The following is a 26,608-nucleotide window of genomic DNA, read 5'->3' as shown; positions in this document are numbered from 1 at the left end:
GGATCCGATGTCCTATCTCGTCCTCGCCCGCAAATGGCGCCCCAAGCGTTTCGCCGAACTGGTCGGGCAGGAGCACGTGGTGCGCGCGCTGACCAACGCGCTGAGCACCGGACGCGTGCACCACGCCTTCCTGTTCACCGGCACCCGCGGCGTGGGCAAGACCACGATCGCGCGCATTTTCGCCAAGTCGCTCAACTGCGAGCAGGGCACCTCGGCCGATCCGTGCGGCGAGTGCAACGCCTGCCGCGACATCGACGCCGGCCGCTTCATCGACCTTCTGGAAATCGACGCGGCCAGCAACACCGGCGTGGACGACGTGCGCGAGGTGATCGACAACGCGCAGTACATGCCCAGCCGCGGACGGGTCAAGGTCTACCTGATCGACGAAGTCCACATGCTGTCCAAGTCGGCCTTCAACGCCTTGCTCAAGACGCTGGAAGAGCCGCCGGGGCACGTCAAGTTCCTGCTCGCCACCACCGACCCGCAGAAGCTGCCGGTGACGGTGCTCTCGCGCTGCCTGCAGTTCAATCTCAAGCGTCTGGACGAGCAGCAGATCGCCGGGCAGATGACCCGGATCCTCGCGGCCGAGGCGATCCCGGTCGAGGATGCGGCGATCCGCCAGCTGGCCAAGGCCGCCGACGGCAGCCTGCGCGACGGCCTGTCGCTGCTCGACCAGGCCATCGCCTACAGCGGCGCCGGCAGCGCGGGCGTCGCCGGCGGCGAGCAGGCGCTGCAGGGCGCGGCGGTGGCGGCGATGCTCGGCTCGGTCGACCGCACCCGCGTCGGCGCGGTGCTGTCGGCGCTGGCCGAAGGCGACGGCCGCCGTCTGCTCGACGAAGTGGCGACCCTGGCCGAGTTCTCGCCCGATTGGGGCAACGTGCTCGAATCGCTCGGCGACGCGCTGCACCGGATCCAGGTGCGGCAGCTGGTGCCGGACGCGGCGGTCGAGGCCGACGGCGTCGATGTCGACGGCCTCGCCGCGCAACTGCGGCCCGAGCTGGTGCAGCTGTGGTACCAGATGAGCCTGGGCGGCCGCCGCGACCTGCCGCTGGCGCCGAGCCCGCGCGCGGGTTTCGAGATGAGCGTGCTGCGCATGCTCGCGTTCCGGCCCGGCGCGGGCGGCGATGCCGCGCCGCCGTCGGGCTCGGGCGGTCGCGGCGAACCGGCGCGCGCGGCCAATGCCGCGGCGCAGGCGGCCGCGGCGATGCGCGAGATGGGCGGCGGGCCGCGCACGGCCGCGGCCGAGGCGGCGCCGCCCGCGCTGGCGGTGCGCGAAGCGCGCCCGGCCTATGTCGCCGGCGAGCACGCCAGCGACGATGCGCCGCCGTGGGCGCCGCAGGAGCCGGCAACGGCGCCCGCCGGCAGCGTGTCCGCGCCGAAGCCCGCGGCCGCACTGAAGCCCGCGACCGAGCCGCCCGCGAATCCGATGCGCGAGGCCGCGCCCGCACGCGCGTTACCGGCGATGTCCAACCCGTTCGAGGACGCCCCGCGCGACGCAGCGCCGGTCGCGGCGCCGAAGCCCGCGCCGCCGGTCCGCGCCAATCCGTTCGAGGACGCCGCGCGCGACGCGGCGCCGGTCGTGGCGTCGAAGCCCGCGCCGCCGGCCCGCGCCAACCCGTTCGAGGACGCTGCGCCGGTCGCGGCGTCGAAGCCCGCGCCGCCGACCCGCGCCAACCCGTTCGAGGACGCCCCGCGCGACGCAGCGCCGGCCGCAGCACCGAAGCCCGCGCCATCGGCTCCCGCCAATCCATTCGAAGACGACCCGCGCGATGCCGACCAGCTCGCCACCGCATCGTCCGCGCGCGGCCCGATGTTCGAGGACGACCCGCGCGACGCGCCGCCGCCGCGCGCGGCCGTGGCGCCGCCCGTGCCCGTCGCGCCGCCGGCGCCCGCCGCGCGCGAGGACATCCTCGCTCCGGCCGAACCGATCACCATGCCCGCGCGCGCCGCCGCGCCGGCCGGCGCCGCCGCCATCGCCGACGACGGCGCCTGGCACGCGCTGATCGACGGCAGCGGCCTGCGCGGGCCGGCCCGGATCCTGGCCGAGCACGCCGCCTTCCTCGGCTATGCCGGCGGCGTGCTGACCCTGGCGCTGGGCCCGAACGACGAACACCTCAAGGCGCCGGCGCTGATCAAGCTGGTCGCCGACGCGCTGGCCGCGCCGTTGGGCGCGCCGCCGCAGATCCGCTTCGAGACCGCGGCGGACAGCGCCGGCCACGGCAACGGCGAGTCGGTGCACGCGCGCAACCTGCGCGCGCGCGACGAGCGCCAGGCGCGGGCCGAGGACGTGTTCATGAACGATCCGGACGTGCGCCGGCTGATCGAGCAATACGGCGCCCGGCTCGTGCCCGATTCGATCCGCCCGTTCGACGAAGCCTGACGGATCGGCGCGGCCGCCCTTGCGCGCGGCCGCCGCCGGCCCAACACCTGTAGCGTCGGCGCGGCGTGCCACACTCGCCGCGCGCGATCCGCCGGGACGCTCGGCCCGGATCGCCCGAGCGACCGGTTCGCCGTGCTCGCCGCGCCGACCCGATCACCGAACCCTTCACGAAAACAGCAGGACCACCACCATGCGCGGCAACATCGCCCAACTCATGCAACAAGCGCAGAAGATGCAGGAAAACGTGCAGCGCGCCCAGGAAGAACTGGCCAAGATCGAAGTCACCGGCAGTGCCGGCGGCGGCATGGTCAGCATCACCGTCACCGGCCGCATGGAGTGCCGCAAGGTGCGCATCGATCCCAGCGTGCTGAGCGACCAGGAAATGGTCGAGGACCTGATCGCCGCGGCCTTCAACGACGCGGTCAACAAGATCAACGCCGAGTCGCAGGCGAAGATGTCGGCGGCCACCGCCGGCATGCCGATGCCGCCCGGCATGAAGCTGCCGTTCTGAGCGGGCGGGGCTGAATCCCATGGGTTTCCATATCGGTATCACCGCCGCGCTGGTCGCGGCCGGCCTGCTCGGGCTGGATCTCTACGCCACCTGGGCGGTCTGGCGCGAGCCGGATCTCACCGGCGCGCAGAAGGGCCTGCAGTCGGCGATGGTCTGGCTGCTGCCGCTGCTGGGCGCGATCGTCGTGCTCAACGTGGTGCGCTCGATGAACCGCGAGCCGACCGCGCGCAGCACCTTCACCACCTCCGAGTGAACGCCGCCGCCGCGAAGGGCGCGCGCGCATGAGCAGCGCCCTGCTCGAACAACTGATCGACGCGCTGCGGGTGCTGCCGGGCGTGGGCCAGAAATCGGCCCAGCGCATGGCCTACCACCTGCTCGAGCGCGAGCGCGCCGGCGGCCAGCACCTGTCCGCGGCGCTGAGCGAGGCGATCGAGAAGATCGGCCACTGCGTGCGTTGCCGCGACTTCAGCGAAAGCGAGGTTTGTCCGACCTGCGCCAGCGCCGCGCGCGATGCGCACCTGCTGTGCGCGGTGGAATCGCCGGCCGACCGGCTGGCGATCGAGCAGGCCACCGGCTACCGCGGCCTGTACTTCGTGCTGCAGGGCCGGCTCAGCCCGCTCGACGGCATCGGCCCGCGCGAGCTCGGCCTGGACTCGCTGGTCGCGCGCCTGGCCGAGGGCGAGGTGCAGGAACTCATCATCGCCACCAACCCGACCGTGGAAGGCGAGGCCACCGCGCACTACCTAGCGCAATTGGCGCGCCAGCACGCGGTCAAGCCGAGCCGGCTGGCGCACGGCGTGCCGCTGGGCGGCGAGTTGGAATACGTGGATCGCGGCACGCTGTCGCATGCGTTCGGCAGCCGGACCGAGGTGTGACGATGTTCGGGATTCGGCTCGGTGTCGGTCGCGGTCGCGGCGCCGCCCGCGGCCGGCGCGGTCGGGGTAACGGCGCGGCTGGTACGCTTCGCCGGTCCCGAGTCCCAACGAGCCCGCCATGACCGACCCCACCATCTTCGGCAAGATCATCCGCCGCGAACTGCCGGCCGACATCGTCTATGAAGACGACGACCTGATCGCGTTCCGCGACATCGCCCCGCAGGCGCCGGTGCACGTGCTGTTCGTGCCGAAGACGCCGATCGCCACGCTCAACGAACTCAAGCCCGAACAGGCCGCGGTGGTCGGCAAGCTCGCCTACGCCGCCGCCCAGTACGCCAAGCGCGAGGGCTTCGCCGAAGACGGCTACCGCGTGGTCATGAACTGCAACGAGCACGGCGGCCAGACCGTGTTCCAGCTGCACCTGCACCTGCTCGCCGGCGACCCTCTCGGCCGCTTCGGCACGCCGCGCTGAGCCGCGGCGGGGCGTCGGCGACGCGGGCCGCGTCGCCTGCTGCGCGCGACCGCCGCCGCACAACGAACGAAGGCGCCCCAGGGGCGCCTTCGTCGCATCCAACGGGCGCGGCCTCAGCCGCGCGCGGGACTCACCACCAGCCCCACCACGGCCACGGCGACGGACGTTCGATCACGTCGACCTGCTGGCGCAGCGGCCACAGGTAGACCACGTCGGCGTCGAGCTTGGGCAGGCGATAGTCGTACTCGCCGATGCGGCGCGATTCGAAGCCGTCGATGCGGCCGGTGAAGGTCACCTCGCGGTTCTTCTCGAACAGTGCCGGATCGTAGAACCCGGTGCGGCAGGCCAGGAAGCGGCCGCCGGTGTCGTCGGTCGCCCAGTACGGGCGGCCGGTGTCGCCCAGCCGGGTCGAGATCATCTCGAAACAGGTGCGGTTGGCCTGCGGCTCGACGCCGACGATGCGTCCGCCCCAGCGCACCACCGAACCGGTGGCGTCGCGGGCGGCCGCGTCGGACGGAGTGATCGCGGTGAACGCCCCCTGCAGCGGCTGGGGCGCGGTGGCGCAGGCGCTGAGCAGCGCGGCGCCGGCGGCTAACAAGGCAAGACGGAGGCGGTTCATCGAGGTTCTCCAGTGCGGGTCGGGCGGTGCGCGCGTAGCGTCCGGACCAGTTCGTTGCGCAGTGCTCGGGCTTCGCGCCGCCCGGGTTGGCTGTCAGCGTACCGCCAATCGTTGAAACTTTGGCTGAGCCGGCGCAGCGGCGCGGCCAGATCCGGCCGCGCCTTGGCGACGCGTTCAGCCCAGGCCAGGGCCGGCTCGTGCGGCTCGCGCTCCAGGCCCAGCCGGCGGTAGCGGCGGCCCAGCGCATGCCAGGCGCGCAGCACCGGGTCGCGCTCGCGTTCGCCGCGGCTGCTGAGCCAGATCATCCAGGCGCCGGCGAGGCTGGCGAACAGCACGAACAGCGCGAGCAGGCGCGGGCCGTCGAGCCGGTCCACGCCGAACGGGCGCAGTAGCCGCTCCTGCCGGCTGGCGTCGAAGCCGAGCACGAAATCGTTCCAGCCGCGGCGCAGCCAGTCGCCGACGTTGAACAAGGGCGTGGACGCGCCGATGCCGCCGAACAGGCCGCCGGCGCCCGGGGTGCGGTCGGCGAGGGTGTCGTAGATGCGTTCGGGCGCGATCGCGGCGGTCGGGTCCATGCGCACCCAGCCGCGCCCGCGCAGCCACACCTCGGCCCAGGCGTGGGCGTCGGAGCGGCGCACCAGCCAATAGCCGCCGACCGGGTTGTAGTAGCCGCCGGCGTAGCCGGTGACCACCCGCGCCGGAACCCCCGCCGCGCGCATCAGCACCACGAACGAGGAGCTGAAGTGCTCGCAGAAACCGGCCTTCTGCTCGAACAGGAATTCGTCCACCGAGTGCCGGCCCAGCAGCGGCGTTTCCAGGGTGTAGGCGAACTCGCGGTGGAACATGCGCATCGCCCGCTCGACCACGGCGGCATCGTCGGCGCCGGCCTCGCGCCGCCACTGCGCGGCCAGCGCCAGGGTGCGCGGGTTGTAGCCGGCCGGCAGTTCCAGCGCGGCGCGGCGCAGCAGCGGCCGCAGCTCCGGCTCGAACGCGCGCGGCGGCGAGGAGCGCAGGCGCCAGCGGCTGAGCGAGGTCAGCGAGCGCTCCGCGTACAGGCCGTAGTCGTAACTCAGTTGCGAGCGCGCCGGCGCGGCCAGCGGCAGGTCGAGGGCGACGAACTGGCGATTGTCGGTCGCCTCGACTTCCAGGTCGTAGTCCCAGACCGTGGCCGAGGCCTGGAACGGCGCCGCCGGCAGGCCGCGGAACCAGCGCGGCTGGGTCCAGGTGCGGCCGTCGAAGTCCCATAGCACCGGCCCGCGCCAGTACATCTGCGAGGTCGGCGGCGCGGCGCCGTGGAAGCGCGCGCGCAGGGTCACCGTCTCGTCGTTCATCAGTTCGATCAACTCGCCCGGCGACATCCGGTCGGACAGGCCGGGGCGGGCGAGGGCGCGGTCGGGCACGCCCCACAGCGGCGCGGCCAGGCGCGGGAACAGCCAGAACACCGCCAGCGCCAGCGGCAGGCCGATGCCGATCAGGCGCGCGATCGACCACAGTTGCTGGCGCACCGGCGCGGCCGGCTCGGGCGGCTGGCCAGGCAACGCCAGCGCATCGAGTTGGGCCAGCCGCTGCAGGGTGACCAGGGCGAACGTCGAGGCCGCCAGGCCCAGGGTCAGCGACAGCGGGCCCTGGTCGAGCAGGAAGGTCGCGAACGGGCCGAACAGGGCGAAGCCGATCAGGCTGCGCGCATCGCGCAGGGTGTAGGTCTCCGAGGGTTTCAGCGCGAACATCGCCGCCAGCAGCGCGCAGCCGGTGTCGCGGCCGACGGCGAAGCGCGCCAGCACCAGCACCGTGCCGACCAGGGCGATCACCAGCAGCAGCCGCACCAGCGCCGGCAGCGGCCGCCGCCAGGACAGCGCGCCGACGACCAGGCCGGTCGCGGCGACGACCGCGGCGATCTTCGCCGGCAACTGCAGCAGCAGCGGCAGCAGGCAACTGGCGCCGGCCAGCAGCGCCCAGCGGCGCGCGCCGGGTTCCAGCGCCGCGGCGGGCAGGGCCTCAGCCATGCGGCATCAGCGCCAGCGCGCGCAGGCAGGCGTGGCGATGGGCGGCGCCGTTGCCGGGGCCGAGCGGGTTGTGGCCGGGCAGGGTCAGGCGATAGCGGCAGCCGTCGCGCTCGGCCTCGTCGACCCAGCGCGCCAAGCGCGAGATCCGGGTTTCCTGCGGCAGGCCGTGCAGGCGGTGCCAGTCGAGTTCGACGTCGGCGCCGAGCGGTTGTTCGTACTCGCGCACCAGCAGCGTGTCGCGCCGCGCCGAATGCTTCCAGGCGATCGTACGGCGCGCGTCGCCGGGGCGATAGTTGCGCAAATGGTGGACGTCGTCGCCGCTGGGATGCAGCCGGGTCACGGTCGGATCGCCGCCGCCGACCGGCAGCGGCGGCCCGTGCGCTTCCGGCGCCGGATACACCAGCAGCGGCGCTTCCGGCCACACGTGCGACCAGGCCCGCGCCAGCCCGAGCGGACGAGTGGTGGACACGCGCAACTTGGGCAGGTCGAACCAGCCGCGGCGGTGGGTGGCGATGCGCAGCTCGGCTTCGCCGGCGCCTTGTTCCAGGTCCAGCCGCGCCGGTTCGAGTTCGCCGGCGAGCCCGTCGTCGACCTGCAACCCCTGGCGCGGCCGGTCCGGCGCGGCGCGCGCGTGCACCCGCACCCGTATCGCGCTGCCGGCCGGCACCGGCTCGGCGTCGACCGCGACGATGCGCAGCCCGGCCAGTTGCAACTGCGCCGCGATCAGGCTGGCCAGCCCGGCGCCGCCGAGCAGCAGCGCCAGCAGGAAGGCCGGGTTGTTGTTGTAGTTCAGCGCGCCCAGGATCATCGCCGTCAGCAGCGCGCCGTAGAACGCGCCGAAGCCGGTCGGCAGCACGTAGATGCGGCGACGGTCGAACTGGACCGGCAGCGCCTCGGGCAGGCGCGGCCGGGTCCAGGCGTGCATGCGCGCGCGCCCGCGCCGCCATAGGCTGCGCGCGGCGGGGGCGGGCGCGGCGTCGGCGCGGGCCGGGGCCGCGCTCAATCCACGGCCACCGCGTAGAGGATCGACTTGGCCAGGTCGGCGGCGGCGTCGGCCTCGGCGACCAGGCGATGGGTGGCGACCGCGGCGAACAGCGCCTGCACGTCCTCGGGCACCACGTGGCCGCGGCCGAGCAGCAGCGCGTAGGCGCGCGCGGCGCGCAGCAGCGCCAGGCCGGCGCGCGGCGACAGGCCCACGCGCACGCCCGGGTGCTTGCGGCTGCGCGCCAGCAGCGCCTGCACGTAGCCGATCAACGCCTCGCTGGCGTGGACCGCGTCGACCGCGCTGCGGATCGCCTGCACGTCCGGCGCGCTCAGCAGCGCGCGCGCTTGCGCGATCAGGTGGCGGCGGTCGGCGCCGGCGAGCAGGTCGCGCTCGGCGGCTTCGTCGGGATAGCCCAGCTGCAGGCGCAGCAGGAAGCGGTCGAGCTGCGAATCGGGCAGCGGGTAGGTGCCCGACAGGTCGACCGGGTTCTGGGTGGCGATGACGAAGAACGGATCCGGCAGCCGGTGGCTGCGCCCGTCCACGGTCACCTGATGCTCGGCCATCGCTTCCAGCAGCGCGCTTTGCGTGCGCGGCGGCGCGCGGTTGATCTCGTCGGCGAGCAGCACCTGGGCGAACACCGGGCCGGGATGGAACTGGAACTGGCGCGAGGTCGGATCGAACACCGACACGCCGACCACGTCGGCCGGCAACAGGTCGGAGGTGAACTGCACGCGCTGGAACTCCAGGCCCAGCGTCGCCGCCAGCGCATGCGCGAGCGTGGTCTTGCCGAGGCCGGGCAGGTCCTCGATCAGCAGGTGCCCGTCGGACAGCAGCGCGACGAAGGCCAGGCGCACCGCCTGCGCCTTGCCGAGCACCAGCGCGTTGACCTGCGCCTGCGCTTGTTCGAGGGCGCTGCGCAGGCCATCGGTTAGGATGGCCGCGTCGTGCGTCGCGCTGCTTGCGGTGATCTTGCCTGCGCTCATCGGGCCTGCCGTGGTGTGGTAAAGACGGGTGAAGTCGAAGATGTCGTTTTTGTCAGGTTCGTGAGGGTCGGCGATGCGGCGCACGCGCTTATGCGATGCGCGTCAACAAATCGCGGCGCGATCGCGTTCTCGCCGGCGCGGACGATCCCCAAACATTCGAGAGTGTAGCGAGGTCGGGTGCCGATGCGGGACAGGGACGAAGCCAGCGCGATGCGCAATGTGTTCTGGGCGCTGTGGACGCTGGTGTTGCTGCTCAAGCTCGCCGTCGCCGCCAAGCTGCCGCTGTTCGTCGACGAAGCGTTCTATTGGCAGGAAGGCCGCCATCCCGCCGCGGCCTATTCCGACCTGCCCGGACTGACCGCGTGGCTGGCGCGGCTGGGCGTGGAGTTGGGCGGCACCCGCCCGCTGGCGCTGCGCGCGCCGTTCCTGGCCATCGCCGCGTTGGTGCCCTGGCTGCTGGCGCGGGTGACCGCGCGCGAGTTCGGCGCGCGCAACGGCTGGATCGCCGGCAGCTATGCCTTGCTGTTGCCGCTGTCGGGCACGCTCGGCTTGCTCGCCTTGCCCGATGCGATGATGGCGCTGGCGACGCTGCTGTGCCTGGACGCGGGCGCGCGCCTGCTGCGCCAGGTCGATGCGCGCAGCGCGGTCGAACTCGCCGCGGGCCTGGCCTTGGGCGCGCTCAGCCACTACCGCTTCATCGCGGTCATCGGCGTCGGCTTCCTGGTGCTGATGCTGCTGCCCGAAGGCCGCCGCGCGCTGCGCGACGTGCGCGTGCTGACCGCGGTGGCGATCGGCGCCTCGGCCTGGGCGCCGCTGGTGGCCTGGAACCTCGACAACGCCGATGCCGGCCTGCGTTTCCAGTTGGTCGACCGGCATCCGTGGGCGTTCCACACCGACGGCCTGTGGTTCGTCGCGATCCAGGCCTTGCTGGTCACCCCGTTCCTGTTCGCCGCGCTGCTCGCGGCCGGTTGGCGCGGTGCGCGCGATCCCTCGCCGGCGACGCGCTACTTCGCCTTGCTCGGCAGCCTGATCGTGCTCGGCTTCTTCGTGCTCGGCTTTTTCGCCGACACCGAGCGGGTCAGCTTCCACTGGCCGTTGCCGGGTTTCATGGCGTTGCTGCCGTTGCTGCCGCTGGTGCTGGCGCGCTGGCCGGAATGGGCGCGCGGGTTGTGCGCGGGCCTGGCCGGCGCGGCGCTGCTGGCGATGCTGGGCTATTACGTCGCGGTGTCGCGGCCGGAGTTGCGCGCGCGCAGCGCCGGCGAGAAGTGGTACCCGGCCAACTTCGCCGGCTGGGACGAGCTGGCGCGCGCGGTGCGGGCGAAACTCGCGGCGATGCCGCCGGGCACGCGCCTGGTCGCCGACAATTTCAAGGTCGGCGCCGAGCTCGGCTTCGCCCTCGACGATCCGCGCATCGCCGTGCTCGATCATCCGATCAACCACAAGCACGGCCGCGCGCCGCAACTGCGCTTGTGGGGCCTGCACCGCGACGGCCGCGCCGACTGGGGCGAGGGCCCGGTGCTGCTGGTGGTCGGCGCCACCGAGGTCGCCTACAAGAATCTGCTGCAGCGCTATCACGACCTGTGCGCGATGGTCGGCCCGCTGCCGCCGCCGCAGGTGCTCAACGTCGATCACGGCCGCCAGCGCTTCGTCCTGTTCGCGTTCGACGGCGCGCCGCGCAGCGGCGACTGCACGACGCCGGCGATGGCCTGGATCGACCAGCCCGCGGCCGGCGCGCGGGTCGGACCGGGCGCGTTCGCGGTCACCGGCTGGGCGTTCAAGGACGGGGTCGGGCTGGACAAGGTCGAGGTCATGCTCGACGGGCGGGTGGTGGCGCAGGCCCATTACGGCCGCGAGCGCATCGGCGTGCGCGAGTACTGGACGCTGCGCGACGGCCGCCGTTCCAGCGACCCGCAGCATCCGCAGGTCGGCTTCGAAGCCACCGTGCAGCTCGATGCCGAGCCGCCCGGCCGCCACTGGCTGGGCCTGCGCCTGCACGGGCGCGACGGCAGCGTCGAGGATTGGGCCGAGCAACCGATCGATCTGCGCCGGCCCTGAGCCGGCGCGGCGCGGGGTAGGGCGCTCTCGTGCAGCGTCCGGCGCGATGGCGCCGCTCGATGCTCGCTGCCGCACGACGTCCGCTGCCGCGCGCGCGGCGCGGCGGATCGCTCAGGGCAGGGCGTAGCCCGCGCGCCGCAGCAGCCGCGCGGTGGCGATCAGCGGCAGTCCGACCAGCGCGGTCGGGTCGCGCGACTCGATCGCCTCGAACAAGGCGATGCCGAGGCCTTCGGATTTGAAGCTGCCGGCGCAGTCGAAGGGGCGCTCGGCATCGACGTAGCGCTCGATCTCGGCCAACGCCAGTTCGCGGAAGCGCACCACGGTGACATCGAGTTCGCTCAAGCCGGCCTCGCCGTCGCGCAGCACGCATACGCCGGTGCAGAAGCGCACCTCGCGCCCGGACATCGCGCTCAGTTGCGCGATCGCCTGGTCGCGTCCGCCGGGCTTGCCGATCGGCCGGCCGTCGAATTCGGCGACCTGGTCGGAGCCGATCACCCACGCCCCGGGGCGCTGCGCGGCGACCGCGGCGGCCTTGGCTTCGGCCAGGCGCCAGGCCAGCGCCGCCGGCGCCTCGCCGGGTTGCGGGGTTTCGTCGGTCTCGGGGCGGGCGACGTCGAAGTCCAGGCGCAGGCGGGCGAGCAGTTCGCGCCGGTAGACGGAGGTGGAGGCGAGGATCAGCGGGGTCATGGCTCAGTTCAGCCGGGCCTGTTCGATCTGCACCAGTTGCTGTTCGATCCGCCCACGCGCGGCGTCGATCGAAGCGCGGACCTCGCCGAGCTGGTTCAGGCTGGCCTGGCGGCCGTGGTCGCGCAGCCACAGGCGCTGGCGCAGCATCTCGCGCATGGCCTCGCCGACCGGGTCGCGGCCTTCGTCGCCGGCCACCGCCTCGATCTCGGCGCGGGCGGTGCGCAGGCGCTCTTCCAGGGCGTCGGCGGCGTCGAGAACCTCGCGCACCGCGCGCTGGCGCTGCAGCGGCCGGTACAGCAGGGCGGCGGCCAGGATCGCCGCGGCCGCTGTGGTCAGGAAGATTAACAGGGCGATGGCCAAGGTCGGGCCCGTGGCATGGATCGAGGCCGGGCAGTCTGCACGTCCGGGCCGGCCAGGGGCAAATCCCTGACCGGCCCGGGACTTGCGCCGCGTCACCGGTTTGACACAGGCCCGCGCCATCTCTACCATTTCGCGGCTTATGTCAGCCGAAGTGCCACCTGGGCGGGTGCCCGAAGTTCTGGATGCCTGGCGCCTGGTGGCGGCACGGCGCGGTGTGGAAGGCCGTCTGCCGTTGTCGGCGCTGACGCGCCTGCAGGGCCTGCTGTACGACGTCGACGGCGAAGTCCGGTTCTCGCTGGACTTCGACACCGACGAGCTGCGGGTGCCCTACGCCGAGCTGAAGATCGAAGCCGGACTGCCGCTGCTGTGCCAGCGTTCGCTGGAGCGGTTCGTGATGCCGGTCCGGATCGAGCAGCGCCTCGGCCTGATCCGCGACGAGGCCGACGAAGCCGCGCTGCCGCCCGGTTACGAGCCGCTGCTGATGCCCGAAGACGGCATGCTGCGGCCCGCGGAGATGGTCGAGGACGAATTGATCCTGGCCGTGCCCGTGGTCCCGGTGGCGCCGGACAGCGAGGCGGTCGAGCGCGACTTCTCGGCCACCCAGGTCGAGCTGGACGCCGCCAACCCGTTCGCCGCGCTGTCGTCGCTGAAGAAGAACAACTGACCCAAACCCGTTGGGTTGTTGCAAAATATCCAGTTCCACATCCGACCTGCAGGCATCGAGCGAGTCCTGCTAATCGGGCTTACGCTATCCACCTCAGGTTTCCACCGCTTTTCCGGAGCAAGACCATGGCCGTTCAGAAGTCCCGCGTCACCCCGTCCCGTCGCGGCCAGCGCCGTGCGCACGATGCGCTGTCCAGCAAGCAGCTGGCCACCGACCCGACCACCGGCGAGACCCACATCCGCCACCACGTCACCGCCGACGGCTACTACCGCGGCAAGAAGGTGATCGACACCAAGTCGCGCGTCGCCGACGAGGAGTAATCCTCCCGGTCCGCCGCGGCGCGCGCTGGAGTTGGCGCGCGTCGCCGCGATCTGGGCCGGCGGAGGATGCCCGACGGCATCGCGCCGGCACCGATCGGGCCGCCCCCGCGGCGGTCCCGCGCGACCACAGACCTGCGGCTTCCGCGGTTTCGTCTTCCGCCAGCTTTGCGCTGGCGGTCCTGTTTTCCGGTGGCCTGCGGGTGCGCGCGCGTTCGCGCCTTCGTCCCCGCACAGGCCGCCCCGGCAACTCCGCGGAGCGGTGATGACAGATCGGATTTACGCCCGGATCGCGGGCACCGGCAGCTACCTGCCGGCCCAGGTGGTGACCAACGACGAGCTCGCCAAGCGCGTCGAGACCAGCGACGAATGGATCCGGACCCGTACCGGCATCCGCCAGCGCCACGTCGCCGCCGAAGGCGAGACCACCGTCGACCTGGCCTACCAGGCCTCGCTGCGCGCGCTCGAAGCCGCCGGCACGACGCCCGAGGAGATCGATCTGATCATCCTGGGCACCACCACCCCGGACCTGATCTTCCCGTCGAGCGCCTGCCTGCTGCAGCACCGCCTCGGCGCCAACGGCTGCCCGGCGTTCGACGTCAACGCGGCCTGCTCGGGCTTCGTCTACGCGCTGACCGTGGCCGACAAGTTCATCCGGTCCGGCGCGGCCAAGACCGTGCTCGTGGTCGGCGCCGAAACCCTGACCCGCATGCTCGACTGGACCGATCGCTCGACCTGCGTGCTGTTCGGCGACGGCGCCGGCGCGGTCGTGCTCAAGGCCGACAGCGAGACCGGCATCCTCAGCACCCATCTGCACGCCGACGGCGGCAAGAAGGAGCTGCTGTGGAATCCGGTCGGCGTCTCGGCCGGGTTCAAGCCGGAAGAGCACAACGCCGGCGTGCGCGTGCTGATGACCGGCAACGAAGTGTTCAAGCACGCGGTCAAGGCGCTGGATTCGGTGGTCGAGGAGACCCTGGAAGCCAACGGCCTGGACCGCCACGAGATCGACTGGCTGATTCCGCACCAGGCCAACCTGCGCATCATCGAGGCCACGGCCAAGCGCCTGGACATGCCGATGGAGCGGGTGATCGTCACCGTCGACAAGCACGGCAACACCTCCTCGGGTTCGGTGCCGCTGGCGCTGGACGAAGCGGTGCGCTCGGGCAAGGTCCAGCGCGGCCAGCTTTTGCTGCTTGAGGCCTTCGGCGGCGGTTTCACTTGGGGGTCGGCGCTGCTGCGTTACTAATGCGTTAACAGGGGCGTCCGCTCCTGCGTGGAGCGGCGTCCCGTCCACGGGCCGGAGCGCCCGCGCGCGGCGCCACGCACAAGGACTCGCGTCATGGTGACCCGTCTGAACCTGCAAGGCCGCACGGCCTGGCTCAAATCCTATGGCGGCGGCAGCCGCCGCCTGCGCCTGCGCGCGCTGGAACTGACCGCGCGCCGGCTCGGCGTGCCGTCGCTGCGGCCGCCGCCGCACCGGGTCGGCGCCGACGCGCGCCAGACCGAGCAGCGCCGCCTGCAGGAACTGGCCGCGGTCGACGTGCGCGTGCCCAGCATCCTCGGCGAAGGCGACACCTACCTGTTGCTGAGCGACATCGGCGAGACGCTGTCGGCGCGCCTGCGCCGGTCTTCGCCGCCAGAGGCCTACCGTCTGGTCACCGAAGCCGCGCGCGCGCTGGCCCAGGTGCACGCGCGCGGCGGCTACATCGGCCAGCCGCTGGCGCGCAACCTCACCGTCGACGAGCACGGCCGCATCGGTTTCATCGATTTCGAGGAAGACCCGGCCGAGGTCATGAGCGTGCAGCAGGCGCAGATCCGCGACTGGCTGATCTTCGCCGCCGGCACCTCGCGTTACTTCCGCGATCCCGACCGCGAGCTCAGCGCGATCATCGCCGAGTCGTTGCGCGGCGGCGCCGAGGAAGTGCGCCGCGGCCTCGGCGACGCCGCCGACCGGCTCGGCTTCGTGCAATCGCTGACCCGCTGGCTCGGCCGGCGCGCGCGCGGACTCGGCGGCGCGGTGCAGGCGCTGCGTCGCGCGGCCTGGGTGTGGGCGCTGTGCGCGGTGCTGATCGGCCTGGGCGTGGACTTCGCCCCGGACCGCGATTTCGATTCGATCCGGCAGATGGCCGAGTTCATCGACTGATCCCGGCGCTGCTGGCGGCGCACCGAAGGCCGCGGGGCGACCCGCGGCCTTCTGCATCCAGCCGATCGCCGCGCCGCTGAAGGCCCGACTGTAGGAGCTGCGCGAGCTGCGACCGCGAAATCTCGCTTGCGTCGTAATTGCGGATTCGCGGTCGCAGCTTGCGCAGCTCCTGCAGTCGGACTTCCATCTGCGTCGAGGTCGGCGATGCGCGCGACGAAACCGCCGATCGCGCACAACCGCTCGCGTCACTTTGCGACGCGCTGTGACGCCGTACCGCCGGGTACAGACGTTCGCCGCGGTTCGCCCGTATCATGCGCGCTCCCTATCGATACGGCAGTGCGCGTGAGCGACCAGCGACTTTCTTTCGTCTTCCCCGGTCAGGGCTCGCAATCGCTGGGCATGCTGGCCGAGCTGTCGGAACTGCACGCGGGCGTGCGCGAATCCTTCGCCGAGGCCAGCGACGGCGCCGGCGTCGACCTGTGGGCGCTGAGCCAGGGCGGCCCGGAAGAAATGCTCAACCGCACCGAATACACCCAGCCGGCGTTGCTCGCGGCCGGGGTGGCGGTGTGGCGGCTGTGGCAGGCCGGCGGCGGCGCGCAGCCGGCGCTGCTGGCCGGGCACAGCCTCGGCGAGTACACCGCGCTGGTCGCCGCCGGCGCGCTGTCGCTGCGCGACGGCGCGCACCTGGTGCGCCTGCGCGGCCAGCTGATGCAGGAAGCCGCCCCGGCCGGGGTCGGCGCCATGGCCGCCGTGCTCGGCGCCGAGGACGCCCTGGTCGAGGAGATCTGCCAGGCCGTGTCCGGCAGCGAGGTGGTGGTCCCGGCCAACTACAACTCGCCGGGCCAGATCGTGATCGGCGGCCACGCCGGCGCGGTCGACAAGGCCCTGACCCGGCTGGCCGAATCCGGCGTGCGCAAGGCGGTCAAGCTGGCCGTCAGCGTGCCCTCGCACACCCCGCTGATGCGCGAAGCCGCCAACCGCCTGGCCGAGGCCATGGCCGGGCTGGAGTGGCGCCTGCCGGGCCTGCCGGTGGTGCAGAACGTCGACGCCCAGGTCCATGCCAGCGTCGAGGCGATCCGCGACGCCCTGGTCCGCCAGCTGTACCTGCCGGTGCAGTGGACCGGCTGCGTCCAGGCGCTGGCCGCCGCCGGCGTCCAGCGCACCGCCGAGTGCGGGCCGGGCAAGGTCCTGACCGGGCTGGTCAAGCGCATCGACAAGTCCATCGACGGCCGCGCCATCGGCACCCCGGCGGAGTTCGAGACCGCCCTGGCCGAGTGGCGCTGAGCCCGCACGGCCGCACCTTTCGCGCCGCGCGCGCTACTCAACCGCGACGCCAGCCTGTAGGCTGGCCGCGCCCGGGCCGCGCGCCCGGCGGGCGGGATCGCAGGACGCGGCGGTTACCAGCAGCGGCGCAACCACGAGCCAGCACTACGGAGTGAGACAAATGAGCACGACCCCGCTTTCGGGCGAAATCGCGCTGGTCACCGGCGCCAGCCGCGGCATCGGCGCGGCGATCGCCGACGAACTGGCCGCGCAGGGCGCGACCGTGATCGGCACCGCCACCAGCGAATCCGGCGCGGCCGCCATCGGCGAGCGCCTGGCCGCGCACGGCGGCCACGGCCGGGTCCTGAACGTGGCCGATCCGGCCTCGGTCGAGTCCCTGCTCGACGCGGTGGCCAAGGAGATCGGCGCGATCTCGATCCTGGTCAACAACGCCGGCATCACCCGCGACAACCTGCTCATGCGGATGAAGGACGAGGACTGGCAAGCGATCCTCGACACCAATCTCAGCAGCGTCTACCGCACCAGCAAGGCGGTGATGCGCTCGATGATGAAGGCGCGCAAGGGCCGGATCATCAACATCGCCTCGGTGGTCGGCGTGACCGGCAACCCGGGCCAGGCCAACTACGCCGCCGCCAAGGCCGGCGTGATCGCCTTCAGCAAATCGCTGGCGCGCGAGATCGGCAGCCGCGGGGTCACCGTGAACGTCGTCGCGCCCGGATTCATCGACACCGACATGACCCGCGACCTGCCGCAGGACGCGAAGACGGCCATGTTCGACCAGATCGCGCTGGGCCGCTTCGGCGAACCGGCCGACATCGCCCGCGCGGTGGCGTTCCTGGCCGGCCCCGGGGCCGGCTACATCACCGGCGAAACGCTGCACGTCAATGGCGGCATGTACATGCCGTAAGGCCTTGACGTAGGCTAGTAAGCGATTGAACCCAAAGGGGTTTCGCCGATGCCGGGCGCCGGTCTCGCGAAACATCCCGATTCCATTAGACTATCCCATCGAAAAACCCCTCACGGGAGGAGCAGCATCCATGAGCAGCATCGAAGAACGCGTCAAGAAGATCGTGGTCGAACAGCTGGGCGTCAAGGAAGAAGAGGTCACCAACAACGCTTCGTTCGTCGACGACCTCGGCGCGGATTCGCTCGACACGGTCGAGCTGGTGATGGCGCTCGAGGAAGAGTTCGAGTGCGAGATCCCGGACGAAGAGGCCGAGAAGATCACCTCGGTGCAGCAGGCGATCGATTACGTCAAGGCGCACGTCAAGTCGTAATCCGCCGCGACGGGCCCGCGCACGAGCTTTCGCGCGCGGCGTCCGACGGCATGCGTTGCGGCGACCATCGCACGACCATCGCAATGGATCGACAAGCAACCAACCGGGGCCGCATTGCGGCCCCGTGCTTTTCCGGCCGGTCGATACGCCGGCGTAGCGTCGGGCGGCGTACGGTCGCCGCGTCGCGCGGGCCGCGCGGCCGGGACGCGGCGGGCCGATCGGCCCGGATCGCGCTCGACCTGGCGCCGGCAAGACCGACCCGCTCCGAACCAGACCGATCCGTTCCAAACAAGATTGCTCCCAAGAGGTAAGGCTGAATGTCCAACCGTTCCTTCAACCGCCGCGTGGTCGTCACCGGCCTCGGCCTCGTCTCTCCGCTCGGCAACGACGTCGCCAGCAGCTGGGACGGCATCGTCAACGGCCGCTGCGGCATCGGTCCGATCACCCATTTCGATCCCGCCGCGTTCACCACCCGCATCGCCGGCGAAGTGCGCGACTTCGACATCACCCGCTACGGGGTGAGCACGAAGGACGCGAAGAAGATGGACGAGTTCATCCATTACGGCGTCGCCGCCTCGCTGATGGCGTTGCAGGACGCCGGCATCGTCGTCGACGACTCCAACGCCGAGCGCATCGGCGCGCTGGTCGGTTCGGGCATCGGCGGCCTGCTCGGCATCGAAGAGCAGACGATCAAGTACCACGAGGGCGGCCCGCGCAAGATCTCGCCGTTCTACGTGCCCAGCACCATCATCAACATGCTGCCGGGGCAGATCTCGCTGATCACCGGCGCCAAGGGCCCGAACTTCTCCGCGGTCTCGGCCTGCGCCACCTCCAACCATTCCATCGGCGTGGCGATGCGCATGATCCAGTACGGCGACGCCGACGTGATGGTCGCCGGCGGCGCCGAGCGCGGCTCCTCGCCGACCTCGGTCGGCGGCTTCTGCTCGATGAAGGCGATGTCGACCCGCAACGACGATCCCGCCCGCGCCTCGCGGCCGTGGGACAAGGATCGCGACGGCTTCGTCCTCGGCGACGGCGCCGGCATCCTGATCCTGGAAGAGTACGAACGCGCCAAGGCGCGCGGCGCGCGCATCTACTGCGAGCTGGCCGGCTTCGGCGCCAGCTCCGACGCGTTCCACATGACCGCGCCGAGCGAGAACGGCGAGGGTCCGGCGCGCTGCATGGTCGCCGCGTTCAAGGACGCCGGGATCAATCCCGAGCAGGTCGAGTACCTCAACGCGCACGGCACCTCGACCCCGCTCGGCGACCTCGCCGAGACCCTGGCGATGAAGCGCGCGCTCGGCGATCACGCCTACAAGATGATGGTCAGCTCGACCAAGTCGATGACCGGGCACCTGCTCGGCGCGGCCGGCGGCGCCGAGGCGATCTTCTCGGTGCTGGCGCTGCACCACGGCATCATCCCGCCGACCATCAACCTCGACGAACCGGGCGAGGGCTGCGATCTGGACTACGTGCCGAACGTGGCGCGCGAGAAGAAGATCGACGTGGCGGTATCGAACGGGTTCGGCTTCGGCGGCACCAACGGCACGCTGGTGTTCAAGCGCGTCTGACCCTGGGTTCGGTTGTTCGGAAAAACCCGCGGAGCTTCGGTTCCGCGGGTTTTTCTTTGCGCGATGGCGCCGCAGCCGGCGCGGCGGTCCGGCGGGCCGCGTAGGATGGCCGCCATGTCCGCAGCCGACGACCTTCCCGAAGCGCGTTTCTTCCGCGGCGGCGTCCGCCTCCCGGCGCTGCCGCCGTTCGACCGCGGCCAGGCCTACGGCGACGCCCTGTTCGAAACCCTGCGCGCGCACCGAGGCGAACTGCCGTGGTGGGACGCGCATTGGGCGCGGCTCGCGCACGGCGCGCAGCGCCTGGGCCTGGCGCTGCCCGATCCGGAGCGAGTACGCGCCGAGGCGCTCGAACTGCTCGCCGGCGCCGACGCGGTGCTCAAGCTGATCCTGAGCCGCGGCGCGGGCGGGCGCGGGTACGCGCCGCCGGCGCGGGCCGAGCCGGTGTGGACCCTCTCGCGCCATCCGCCGCCGCCGCCGCCGCGCGCCGGCGGCCTGCGCCTGCGCTGGTGCGAGCTGCGCCTGGCCGAGCAGCCGGCGCTGGCCGGGCTCAAGCACTGCAACCGCCTGGAGCAGGTGCTGGCGCGGGCGGAATGGGACGATCCGGACATCGACGAGGGCCTGCTGCGCAACGCCGCCGGCGAGGCGGTCTGCGCCACCGCCGCCAATGTGTTCGTCCTGCACGGGCGGCAATGGACCACGCCGCCGGTGGATCGCTGCGGCGTGGCCGGCGTGTGCCGGCAGCGCCTGATCGAACTCGGCGCGGCGCGGGTCGCGGCGGTGGCGGCCGACGAACTGCAACGCGCCGATGCCATTTTCCTGTGCAACGCCGTGCGCGGTATCCTGCCCGTGGCGCGGCTCGGCGAGCGGCAGTGGGTGCCGCATCCGGCCGTGGCCGAATTGCGGCGCCGGCTCGGCGACGCCCATCCCGCCTTCGTCCCCGGCGACGACTGAGCCGCCGCATCCGCGGCCGCCGGTCCGCGGCGGCGCGGCGGGCCCGGATCGTTCGACGGAGGTTGCGTGGCGGCAAAGGAAAAGAAAGGCAAGCGCGGCTGCGGTTGCCTGATCGTGATCGTACTGTTGCTGGCGGCGCTGGCCGTGGGCGGCGGGTGGGCGTGGCAGCGTTACCTCGGCTTCGCCGACGCGCCGTTGCGCGGGCTGGCGCCGGATCAGAGCCTGCTGGTCGAGCGCGGCGATTCTCTGCCGACGGTGGTGCGCAAGCTGCGCGCGTCCGGGGTGGAGGTCGGCGAGGAACTGGAGTGGCGCCTGCTGGCCAAGCAGCTCGGCGCGGCCGGGCGGCTGCAGGTCGGCGAGTATTCGCTGGCGCCGGGCACCAGCCCGCGCGCGCTGCTGGTCGCGATGCGCGACGGCAAGGTGGTCAGCCACCGCTTCGTGATCGTCGACGGCTGGAACGTGCGCGACCTGCGCACGGCGCTGGCGCGCGCGGATAAGCTCAAGCAACAAGCGGCACAGCTCGACGACGCGGCGCTGATGAAGGCGCTCGGCAAGGGCGGGCAGCACCCGGAAGGGCGCTTCCTGCCGGAAACCTATTTCTACACCGGCGGCGACAGCGATCTGGACGTGCTCAAGCGCGCGGCCGCAGCGATGGACAAGGCGCTGGCGGCGTCGTGGTCCGGACGCGACAAGGACAGCGTGCTCAAGACCCCGTACGAGCTGCTGACGATGGCCTCGATCGTGGAGAAGGAAACCGGCGTGCCGGCCGAACGCGCGCAGATCGCCGGCCTGTTCGAGCGCCGGCTCAAGCTCGGCATGCGCCTGGAGACCGACCCGACCGTGATCTACGGCATCGGCTCGGCGTACGACGGCAACATCCGCAAGCGCGACCTGCAGACCGACACGCCGTACAACACCTACACCCGCGCCGGCCTGCCGCCGACGCCGATCGCCATGCCCGGGCTGGCCGCGCTCAAGGCCGCGGCCAATCCGGCGCCGGGCGATGCGCTGTTCTTCGTCGCCGCCGGCGACGGCAGCGGCCGCAGCCTGTTCGCGGCGACCTACGCCCAGCACCAGGCCAACGTGCGCCTGTACCTGCAGCGCTATCGCCAGAACCAGGGCCGCGGCCAGCCGGAGGAGGGCAAGGCGGTGCTGGAGGAAGCGGCCGAAGCGTCGCCGGCGTCCGCGGCGCCCGCCGCCCGGCCCGCGCCGGGAGCGAGCCGATGAGCCTGCGCACCTGGCCGCGCCTGGTCACCCTGGAGGGCGGCGAAGGCGCCGGCAAGTCGACCGTGCTGGCCGCGTTGCGCGGCGCGTTCGAAGCCGCCGGCATCCAGGCCGTCTACACCCGCGAGCCCGGCGGCACGCCGCTGGCCGAGCAGATCCGCGGGCTCATGCTCGACACCCAGCACGAGCCGGCCACCGACGAAACCGAACTGCTGCTGGCGTTCGCCGCGCGCGCCCAGCACGTGCGCGCGACCGTGCTGCCGGCGCTGCAGCGCGGCGCCTGGGTGGTCAGCGACCGCTTCACCGACGCCAGCTACGCCTACCAGGGCGCCGGCCGCGGCGGCGACGCGGCGTTCATCGCCGAACTGGAGCGGCGCGTGGTCGGCATCCGCCCGGCCCTGACCCTGCTGCTGGACGTGCCGGTCGACGTCGGCCTGGCGCGCATGCGCGGGCGCGGCGCCGCCGACCGCATCGAGAGCGAGCGCAACGAGTTCTTCGAGCGCGTGCGCCAGGGCTATCGCGACCGCGCCGCGGCCGAGCCGGCGCGGTTCGAAGTGATCGACGCCGCCCAGCCCGCCGAGGCGGTCGCCGCGCAGGCGGTGGCGCGGCTGCGCGCGTTGATCGCCGCGACCGCGGAGGACGCCGCATGAGCGCCGTTTTCGCGCCGTGGCAACGGCGCATCTACGACCAGGCCCAGGCCTCCATCGGCGCCGGCCGGCTCGGCCACGGCCTGTTGTTCTGCGGCCCGGCCGAACTGGGCAAGCGCGCGGTCGCGCAGCGGCTCGCCGAGGGCTTGCTGTGCCGCGAGCGCCTGTCCGACGGCGGCCCCTGCGGCCGTTGCCGCAGCTGCCTGCTGCTGGCCGCGGGCACGCATCCGGATTACCAACTGGTCAGCTTCGTGCCGAACAAGGAAGGCACCAAGCTGCGCAGCGAAATCGTGATCGAACAGATCCGCAACCTGTCCGAACGGCTGGCGTTGACGCCGCAGTACGGCGGCGCGCAGATCGCGATCATCGACCCGGCCGACGCGATCAACACCGCCGCCTGCAACGCGCTGCTCAAGACCCTGGAAGAACCAGTGCCGGGCCGCTACCTGTGGCTGGTGAGCTCGCACCCGGCGCGGCTGCCGGCGACCATCCGCAGCCGCTGCCAGCGCCTGGAATTCCGCTTGCCGCCGCAGGACGAGGCGCTGGCCTGGCTCAAGGCCCAGGGCCATGCCGACGCGGCCGCGCGCGAGGCCTTCGATGCGGCGCGCGGCCATCCCGGATTGGCGCACGAATGGTTGACCGGCGACGGCCTCAAGCTGCGCCGCGAAGTCGCCGCCGACCTGGCCAAGCTCGGCCGCGGCGAAACCTCCGCGCCCGAAGTCGCGCAGCGTTGGGTCGGCGACGAGCATGCGGTGTTGCGTCTGCGACACGCGTCGGACATCGCGCTCGCCGAAGCCAGCGCCGGCTTGACCGACCCGGCGCGCGCGCGCAGTCTTGCGTCCTGGTTCGACCGGGCCAACCGGACCCGCGAACTGCTGCGGACCACGGTCCGCGCCGATCTGGCGGTCACCGAATTGTTGATGGCCTGGCGCAGCGACGAAGCGCGCCGCGCCGGGGGAGGAAGGGCATGAACGCACCAGCGGGCGCAGCGCGGCAGGGCATCCTGTCGCTGACGATCAAGGACAAGGCCGCGCTGTACAGCGCCTACATGCCGTTCCTGAAATACGGCGGCATCTTCATCGCCACGCCCAAGCGCTATTTCCTCGGCGACGAGGTGTTCCTGCTGCTGACCCTGCCCGAGTCGGGCGAGCGCATGCCGGTCGCGGGCAAGGTGGTGTGGGTGACGCCGACCGGCGCGCAGGGGCACCGCACCGCGGGCATCGGCGTGCAGTTCGCCGAGACCGCCGAGGGCGATGCGATCAAGGGCAAGATCGAGGCCTTGCTGGCCGGTACGTTGAACGCCGAGCGGCCGACGCACACGATGTGACGCGGCTGCGGCCGTTTCCTGTCGGAGGCGGCCGGGATGGCGGGCGCGAGGTAATCCGTCGCGACGATCCGATGCAACCGAGTCTGCGGCTGCCTTTCTCGGGAAGGGCGGAATGCTGTTGCTGTTGCCTTGCCCTTGTCTTGCATTTGCTTGGACGAAAACCTCGCCGCAGGCCCTGGCTCCGAAGCCCCGGAGGGCGCGCGCATGGATGCGCGCGTGCGCCATGGGACAGGATGTCCCTTATGGCGCAGCCCCGCGCAAGGTGCTGGACTTAGTGGCTTGTGACCTTGAACAAGCGTTTTTCTTTGGCTACTTTCTTTTGTCGCGCTGACAAAAGAAAGTAGCTCGGCCGCTTGCGGACGAAAGCTGTTGATGGTGGCTTGTCGTCGCGCGAAACATCGGTAACGGCGAAAGCAGCAGCAACGTCAACATGGGTTCCGGCTTTCGCCGGAATGACGGACGCGGGGTTGCGTATCCGACTGTAGGAGCGGCGCGAGCCGCGACCGCGACAACGCAACTACGACGAAACTTTCGCAATCGCCGCGATGGCGCGGTCGCGGCTTGCGCTGCTCCTACAGGGGGCGTGCCGCGGTGGGGTTCGTCTTTGCGTGTGCGTACTTGTGACGACAAGCGAACATCAACAGCTTCCGTCCGCAAGCGGCCGGGTCACTTTCTTTGTCTTAAGCCACAAAGAAAGTAACCAAAGAAAAGGCCTTGTTTTTTCGGATCAATAGCCACTATGGCTCGCAGCGGCGCGGGGCCGCGCCATAAGGGGCATCCTGCCCCATGGCGCGCGTGCGCATCCATGCGCACGCCCTCCGGGGCTGCGGTACGACTGCATCGGGCTCGGGGGCGAGCAAATGCAAGTGCAAATGCAACGGCAGGAGCAACATGGATTCCGGCTTTCGCCGGAATGACGGTGCGTGGGGCGCGGGGATTACGGCGGGTCGATGCGGCAAGGGCGTGGACAGATTTTGCCGCCCTCGCGATGGCTTCGATCGAACGCAAAGAAAAAGCCGCGCTGGGCGCGGCTTTTTCGTGGAAGTGCGGCTCAGGTTACGGACGCAACGCCGGCGAATCCCAGCCCGGACGCGGAGCGAAGCGCTCGCCGTAGCGCGCCTGCAATTGCTTGAGCCGCGTCAGCACGTTGTCGACGCCGGTCTCGCGCACGTACTGGATCGGACCGCCGCGGAACGGAGCGAAGCCGGTGCCGAAGATCACGCCGGCGTCGAGCAGGTCGCCGTCGGCGACCACGCCGTCGTGCAGGCAGGCCACCGCTTCGTTGACCATCGGCAGGATCAGGCGGTCTTCCAGGTCGGCCGGCGCCTTGTAGTCCTTCGCCAGCTCGGGCTTCTGCGCGCGGCCGTTCTCCCACTTGTACAGGCCTTGCCCGTCCTTCTTGCCGCGCTTGCCGGGCTCCACGCCCGCCAGCGCCGCCGGCACGGTCAGGCCGAGGAACGGCGCGAGTTCGGCGCCGACGCCCGCGGCCACGTCCAGGCCGACGGTGTCGATCAGTTCGATCGGGCCCATCGGCATGCCGAACTTCACCGCCGCCTTGTCGATCGCCGCGCCCGGAATGCCTTCGGCGAACGCGGTGCCGGCTTCGAGCATGTACGGGAACAGCACCCGGTTGACCAGGAAGCCGGGCGTGCCGGCGACCGGCACCGGCAGCTTGTCGAGCGCGCGGCAGAACGCGGCCAGGCGCTGCTCGGTCTCCGGCGCCATGCGGTCGTGGCGGATGATCTCCACCAGCGGCATCAGCGCGACCGGGTTGAAGTAGTGCAGGCCGGCGAACTGCGCCGGACGGCGGATGTGTTCGCGCAGTTCGTCGAGCGGGATCGACGAGGTGTTGGTGGTCAGCAGCGCGTCGGGCTTGAGCTGCGGTTCGACCGCGTCGTACAACTCGCGCTTGGCTTCGGGCTTTTCGATGATCGCCTCGATCACCAGGTCGGCGTCCTTGACGCCGTCGCCGGCGAGGTCGCCCTTGAGCCGCGCCGCCACCGCCGGACGTTTGGCCTCGTCCTTCACTTTCTTGGCGAACAGCGCCTGCGCGCGCTCCAGCGCGCCGTCGATGAAGCGTTGCTCGCGGTCGCTCAGGGTGACTTCGAAACCCTTGTAGGCCGACCACGCGGCGATGTCGCCGCCCATCACGCCGGCGCCGACCACGTGCACGTTCTTGATCTTGTGATCCTTGCCGCCCTGGCCCTTGAGCCGCTCTTGCAGGAAGAACACCCGGATCAGGTTGCGCGCGGTCGGTGTGCCGGACAGCTTCACCACCGACTTGCGCTCGGCCGCGAGCAGCGCCTGCACGCCGCCGCTGGCGCGCTCCCAGGTCGAGATCAGCGCGTACGGCGCGGGGTAGTGGTCCTTCTTGGCCTTGCGCGCGACCTGCTTGACCAGCATCGGCGCGAGGATCTTGCGCGCGAGCCAGGTGTTGCTGGCCCAGGCGGTGAAGCGTTGCTTGAACGGACGCTGCGCGCCGCGCAAGGCCAGCGCGGCGGCGGTGTCGACCAGCACGGCGGGCTCGGCGGTCTTGTCGACCAGGCCGATCGCGCGCGCGGCCGAGCCCGACAGGCTGCGGCCGGTGAGCATCATGTCGAACGCGGCCGGCGCGCCGACCAGGCGCGGCAGGCGCACGCTGCCGCCCCAGCCGGGATAGATGCCGAGCTTCACTTCCGGCAGGCCGATGCGGGTCGACGGATCGGTGCTGGCGACGCGGTAGCGGCAGGCCAGCGAGATCTCGGTGCCGCCGCCCATGCAGAAGCCATGGATCGCCGCGACCGTGGGGCAGGGCAGCTCGGCCAGGCGCTGGAACACCTGCTGGCCGCGCCGGATCGCGTCGCCGACCGTGCCCTTCTCGTCGAAGGTCTGGAATTCCTTGATGTCGGCGCCGGCGATGAAGCCCGAGGCCTTCGCCGAGCGCAGCACCAGGCCCTTGGGCGGGTCCAGGGCGAGGCGCTCGAGCAGGCTGTCGAGTTCGATCAGCACTTCCTGGGCGAAGGTGTTGACCGGGGAGCCTTCGCGATCGAAGGACAGCACCAGGACGCCGTCCTCGCGCAGTTCGGTATGCCAATGGCGGGCGCGGAGCCCGTCAAACGCGGGGAGGCCGTCGAGGGCTGCAGTCATGCCGCACCATCCGTTCAGGTATGGAATAGGCCGCTATCATCCCGATCTGGTTCGGCTGCCGTCAAATCGGCGACGCCGGCACCCCGCCGCGCGGCCGCCCGGCGGGCCTTTCAGCCGGCGTGCGGGCGGCGAGGGCGCCGGTTGTGT

Annotated in this window: 26 protein-coding genes; 19 read left to right on the top strand and 7 right to left on the bottom strand. The window is 71.7% G+C overall.

The annotated features are described in order from the left end of the window. Nucleotides 1-7: 7 nt before the first annotated feature. The 5 genes from dnaX (at nucleotide 8) to RDV84_RS23700 (ending at nucleotide 4,238) form a co-directional block, all read left to right on the top strand. On the top strand, nucleotides 8-2,380 hold the full coding sequence (gene dnaX / locus RDV84_RS23720; RefSeq protein ID WP_309151832.1) for a DNA polymerase III subunit gamma/tau: 2,373 nt from the start codon (nucleotides 8-10) through the stop codon (nucleotides 2,378-2,380). Between the two features lie 190 nt (nucleotides 2,381-2,570). Further along, nucleotides 2,571-2,891 carry a YbaB/EbfC family nucleoid-associated protein gene (locus RDV84_RS23715; RefSeq protein ID WP_057946968.1) on the top strand — a complete coding sequence of 107 codons (321 nt, stop codon included), beginning with the start codon at nucleotides 2,571-2,573 and terminating at the stop codon, nucleotides 2,889-2,891. A gap of 19 nt (nucleotides 2,892-2,910) precedes the next feature. Next, nucleotides 2,911-3,144 carry a hypothetical protein gene (locus RDV84_RS23710; protein ID WP_057946969.1) on the top strand — a complete coding sequence of 78 codons (234 nt, stop codon included), beginning with the start codon at nucleotides 2,911-2,913 and terminating at the stop codon, nucleotides 3,142-3,144. A gap of 28 nt (nucleotides 3,145-3,172) precedes the next feature. After that, nucleotides 3,173-3,766, top strand: coding sequence for a recombination mediator RecR (gene recR, locus RDV84_RS23705; RefSeq protein ID WP_309151831.1), 594 nt, complete (start codon nucleotides 3,173-3,175; stop codon nucleotides 3,764-3,766). Nucleotides 3,767-3,884: 118 nt separating this feature from the next. Further along, nucleotides 3,885-4,238 (top strand): histidine triad nucleotide-binding protein, encoded by a 354-nt coding sequence (locus RDV84_RS23700; protein WP_057946971.1) that lies wholly within the window; start codon nucleotides 3,885-3,887, stop codon nucleotides 4,236-4,238. 130 nt (nucleotides 4,239-4,368) lie between these two features. Here RDV84_RS23700 and RDV84_RS23695 read toward each other — a convergent pair whose 3' ends face one another. The 4 genes from RDV84_RS23695 to RDV84_RS23680 all read right to left on the bottom strand — a co-directional run bounded on the left by RDV84_RS23695 (nucleotide 4,369) and on the right by RDV84_RS23680 (nucleotide 8,828). After that, on the bottom strand, nucleotides 4,369-4,857 hold the full coding sequence (locus RDV84_RS23695) for a Slp family lipoprotein (protein WP_057946972.1): 489 nt from the start codon (nucleotides 4,855-4,857) through the stop codon (nucleotides 4,369-4,371). Next, entirely contained in the window at nucleotides 4,854-6,860 is a 2,007-nt protein-coding gene (locus tag RDV84_RS23690; RefSeq protein ID WP_309151830.1) for a transglutaminase TgpA family protein, read from the bottom strand. Before RDV84_RS23690 ends, RDV84_RS23695 begins: the two co-directional genes overlap by 4 nt. Continuing rightward, the gene (locus RDV84_RS23685; RefSeq protein ID WP_309151829.1) at nucleotides 6,853-7,785 is read right to left on the bottom strand and encodes a DUF58 domain-containing protein; all 933 of its coding nucleotides are present in this window, start codon (nucleotides 7,783-7,785) and stop codon (nucleotides 6,853-6,855) included. The genes RDV84_RS23690 and RDV84_RS23685 overlap by 8 nt, the downstream gene beginning before the upstream one ends. Before the next feature lie 74 nt (nucleotides 7,786-7,859). Continuing rightward, nucleotides 7,860-8,828 carry an AAA family ATPase gene (locus RDV84_RS23680; protein ID WP_057946974.1) on the bottom strand — a complete coding sequence of 323 codons (969 nt, stop codon included), beginning with the start codon at nucleotides 8,826-8,828 and terminating at the stop codon, nucleotides 7,860-7,862. Between the two features lie 210 nt (nucleotides 8,829-9,038). Between RDV84_RS23680 and RDV84_RS23675 the strand changes: the two genes are divergently transcribed. After that, on the top strand, nucleotides 9,039-10,883 hold the full coding sequence (locus tag RDV84_RS23675) for a glycosyltransferase family 39 protein (RefSeq protein ID WP_309151828.1): 1,845 nt from the start codon (nucleotides 9,039-9,041) through the stop codon (nucleotides 10,881-10,883). A 111-nt stretch (nucleotides 10,884-10,994) separates the two neighbouring features. Here RDV84_RS23675 and RDV84_RS23670 read toward each other — a convergent pair whose 3' ends face one another. Together RDV84_RS23670 and RDV84_RS23665 are read right to left on the bottom strand one after the other, a co-directional pair. Continuing rightward, a complete protein-coding gene (locus RDV84_RS23670) occupies nucleotides 10,995-11,570 on the bottom strand; it encodes a Maf family protein (protein WP_057946976.1) in 576 nt (191 codons plus the stop codon). 3 nt (nucleotides 11,571-11,573) lie between these two features. Then, on the bottom strand, nucleotides 11,574-11,930 hold the full coding sequence (locus RDV84_RS23665; protein WP_057946977.1) for a hypothetical protein: 357 nt from the start codon (nucleotides 11,928-11,930) through the stop codon (nucleotides 11,574-11,576). A gap of 139 nt (nucleotides 11,931-12,069) precedes the next feature. Between RDV84_RS23665 and RDV84_RS23660 the strand changes: the two genes are divergently transcribed. The 13 genes from RDV84_RS23660 to RDV84_RS23600 all read left to right on the top strand — a co-directional run bounded on the left by RDV84_RS23660 (nucleotide 12,070) and on the right by RDV84_RS23600 (nucleotide 23,335). Further along, complete coding sequence (locus tag RDV84_RS23660) at nucleotides 12,070-12,594, top strand: YceD family protein (protein WP_057946978.1); 525 nt, start codon at nucleotides 12,070-12,072, stop codon at nucleotides 12,592-12,594. Nucleotides 12,595-12,719: 125 nt separating this feature from the next. Then, a complete protein-coding gene (gene rpmF / locus RDV84_RS23655) occupies nucleotides 12,720-12,914 on the top strand; it encodes a 50S ribosomal protein L32 (protein ID WP_057946979.1) in 195 nt (64 codons plus the stop codon). 262 nt (nucleotides 12,915-13,176) lie between these two features. After that, nucleotides 13,177-14,157 (top strand): beta-ketoacyl-ACP synthase III, encoded by a 981-nt coding sequence (locus RDV84_RS23650; RefSeq protein WP_057946980.1) that lies wholly within the window; start codon nucleotides 13,177-13,179, stop codon nucleotides 14,155-14,157. Between the two features lie 93 nt (nucleotides 14,158-14,250). Next, nucleotides 14,251-15,054, top strand: coding sequence for a BUD32 family EKC/KEOPS complex subunit (locus RDV84_RS23645; protein WP_250443606.1), 804 nt, complete (start codon nucleotides 14,251-14,253; stop codon nucleotides 15,052-15,054). A 342-nt stretch (nucleotides 15,055-15,396) separates the two neighbouring features. Further along, on the top strand, nucleotides 15,397-16,338 hold the full coding sequence (fabD, locus tag RDV84_RS23640; RefSeq protein WP_309151827.1) for an ACP S-malonyltransferase: 942 nt from the start codon (nucleotides 15,397-15,399) through the stop codon (nucleotides 16,336-16,338). A 160-nt stretch (nucleotides 16,339-16,498) separates the two neighbouring features. Further along, nucleotides 16,499-17,245: a 3-oxoacyl-ACP reductase FabG gene (fabG, locus tag RDV84_RS23635; protein WP_057946982.1), complete on the top strand. Its 747-nt coding sequence runs from the start codon at nucleotides 16,499-16,501 to the stop codon at nucleotides 17,243-17,245. A gap of 130 nt (nucleotides 17,246-17,375) precedes the next feature. Next, entirely contained in the window at nucleotides 17,376-17,615 is a 240-nt protein-coding gene (acpP, locus tag RDV84_RS23630) for an acyl carrier protein (RefSeq protein WP_031373652.1), read from the top strand. Between the two features lie 317 nt (nucleotides 17,616-17,932). Further along, on the top strand, nucleotides 17,933-19,186 hold the full coding sequence (gene fabF, locus RDV84_RS23625) for a beta-ketoacyl-ACP synthase II (RefSeq protein WP_057946983.1): 1,254 nt from the start codon (nucleotides 17,933-17,935) through the stop codon (nucleotides 19,184-19,186). 114 nt (nucleotides 19,187-19,300) lie between these two features. Further along, nucleotides 19,301-20,137: an aminodeoxychorismate lyase gene (gene pabC, locus RDV84_RS23620; RefSeq protein ID WP_309151826.1), complete on the top strand. Its 837-nt coding sequence runs from the start codon at nucleotides 19,301-19,303 to the stop codon at nucleotides 20,135-20,137. A 66-nt stretch (nucleotides 20,138-20,203) separates the two neighbouring features. Beyond that, entirely contained in the window at nucleotides 20,204-21,364 is a 1,161-nt protein-coding gene (gene mltG / locus RDV84_RS23615; RefSeq protein ID WP_309151825.1) for an endolytic transglycosylase MltG, read from the top strand. Then, complete coding sequence (gene tmk / locus RDV84_RS23610) at nucleotides 21,361-22,011, top strand: dTMP kinase (RefSeq protein ID WP_309151824.1); 651 nt, start codon at nucleotides 21,361-21,363, stop codon at nucleotides 22,009-22,011. The genes mltG and tmk overlap by 4 nt, the downstream gene beginning before the upstream one ends. Next, nucleotides 22,008-22,979, top strand: coding sequence for a DNA polymerase III subunit delta' (locus tag RDV84_RS23605; protein ID WP_309151823.1), 972 nt, complete (start codon nucleotides 22,008-22,010; stop codon nucleotides 22,977-22,979). The genes tmk and RDV84_RS23605 overlap by 4 nt, the downstream gene beginning before the upstream one ends. Next, nucleotides 22,976-23,335, top strand: a complete 360-nt coding sequence (locus RDV84_RS23600) for a PilZ domain-containing protein (protein WP_057946987.1) — start codon at nucleotides 22,976-22,978, stop codon at nucleotides 23,333-23,335. The genes RDV84_RS23605 and RDV84_RS23600 overlap by 4 nt, the downstream gene beginning before the upstream one ends. 1,056 nt (nucleotides 23,336-24,391) lie before the next feature. Here RDV84_RS23600 and RDV84_RS23595 read toward each other — a convergent pair. Next, nucleotides 24,392-26,461 carry a 3-hydroxyacyl-CoA dehydrogenase NAD-binding domain-containing protein gene (locus tag RDV84_RS23595; protein WP_057946988.1) on the bottom strand — a complete coding sequence of 690 codons (2,070 nt, stop codon included), beginning with the start codon at nucleotides 26,459-26,461 and terminating at the stop codon, nucleotides 24,392-24,394. Between the last annotated feature and the right edge of the window lie 147 nt (nucleotides 26,462-26,608).

Origin of the sequence: Lysobacter yananisis (genome assembly GCF_031199375.1) — a bacterium.
GTDB lineage: Bacteria > Pseudomonadota > Gammaproteobacteria > Xanthomonadales > Xanthomonadaceae > Lysobacter > Lysobacter yananisis.
The sequence above is the reverse complement of the archived record's forward strand: the minus strand, read 5'-3'. Positions and strand labels throughout refer to the sequence as shown.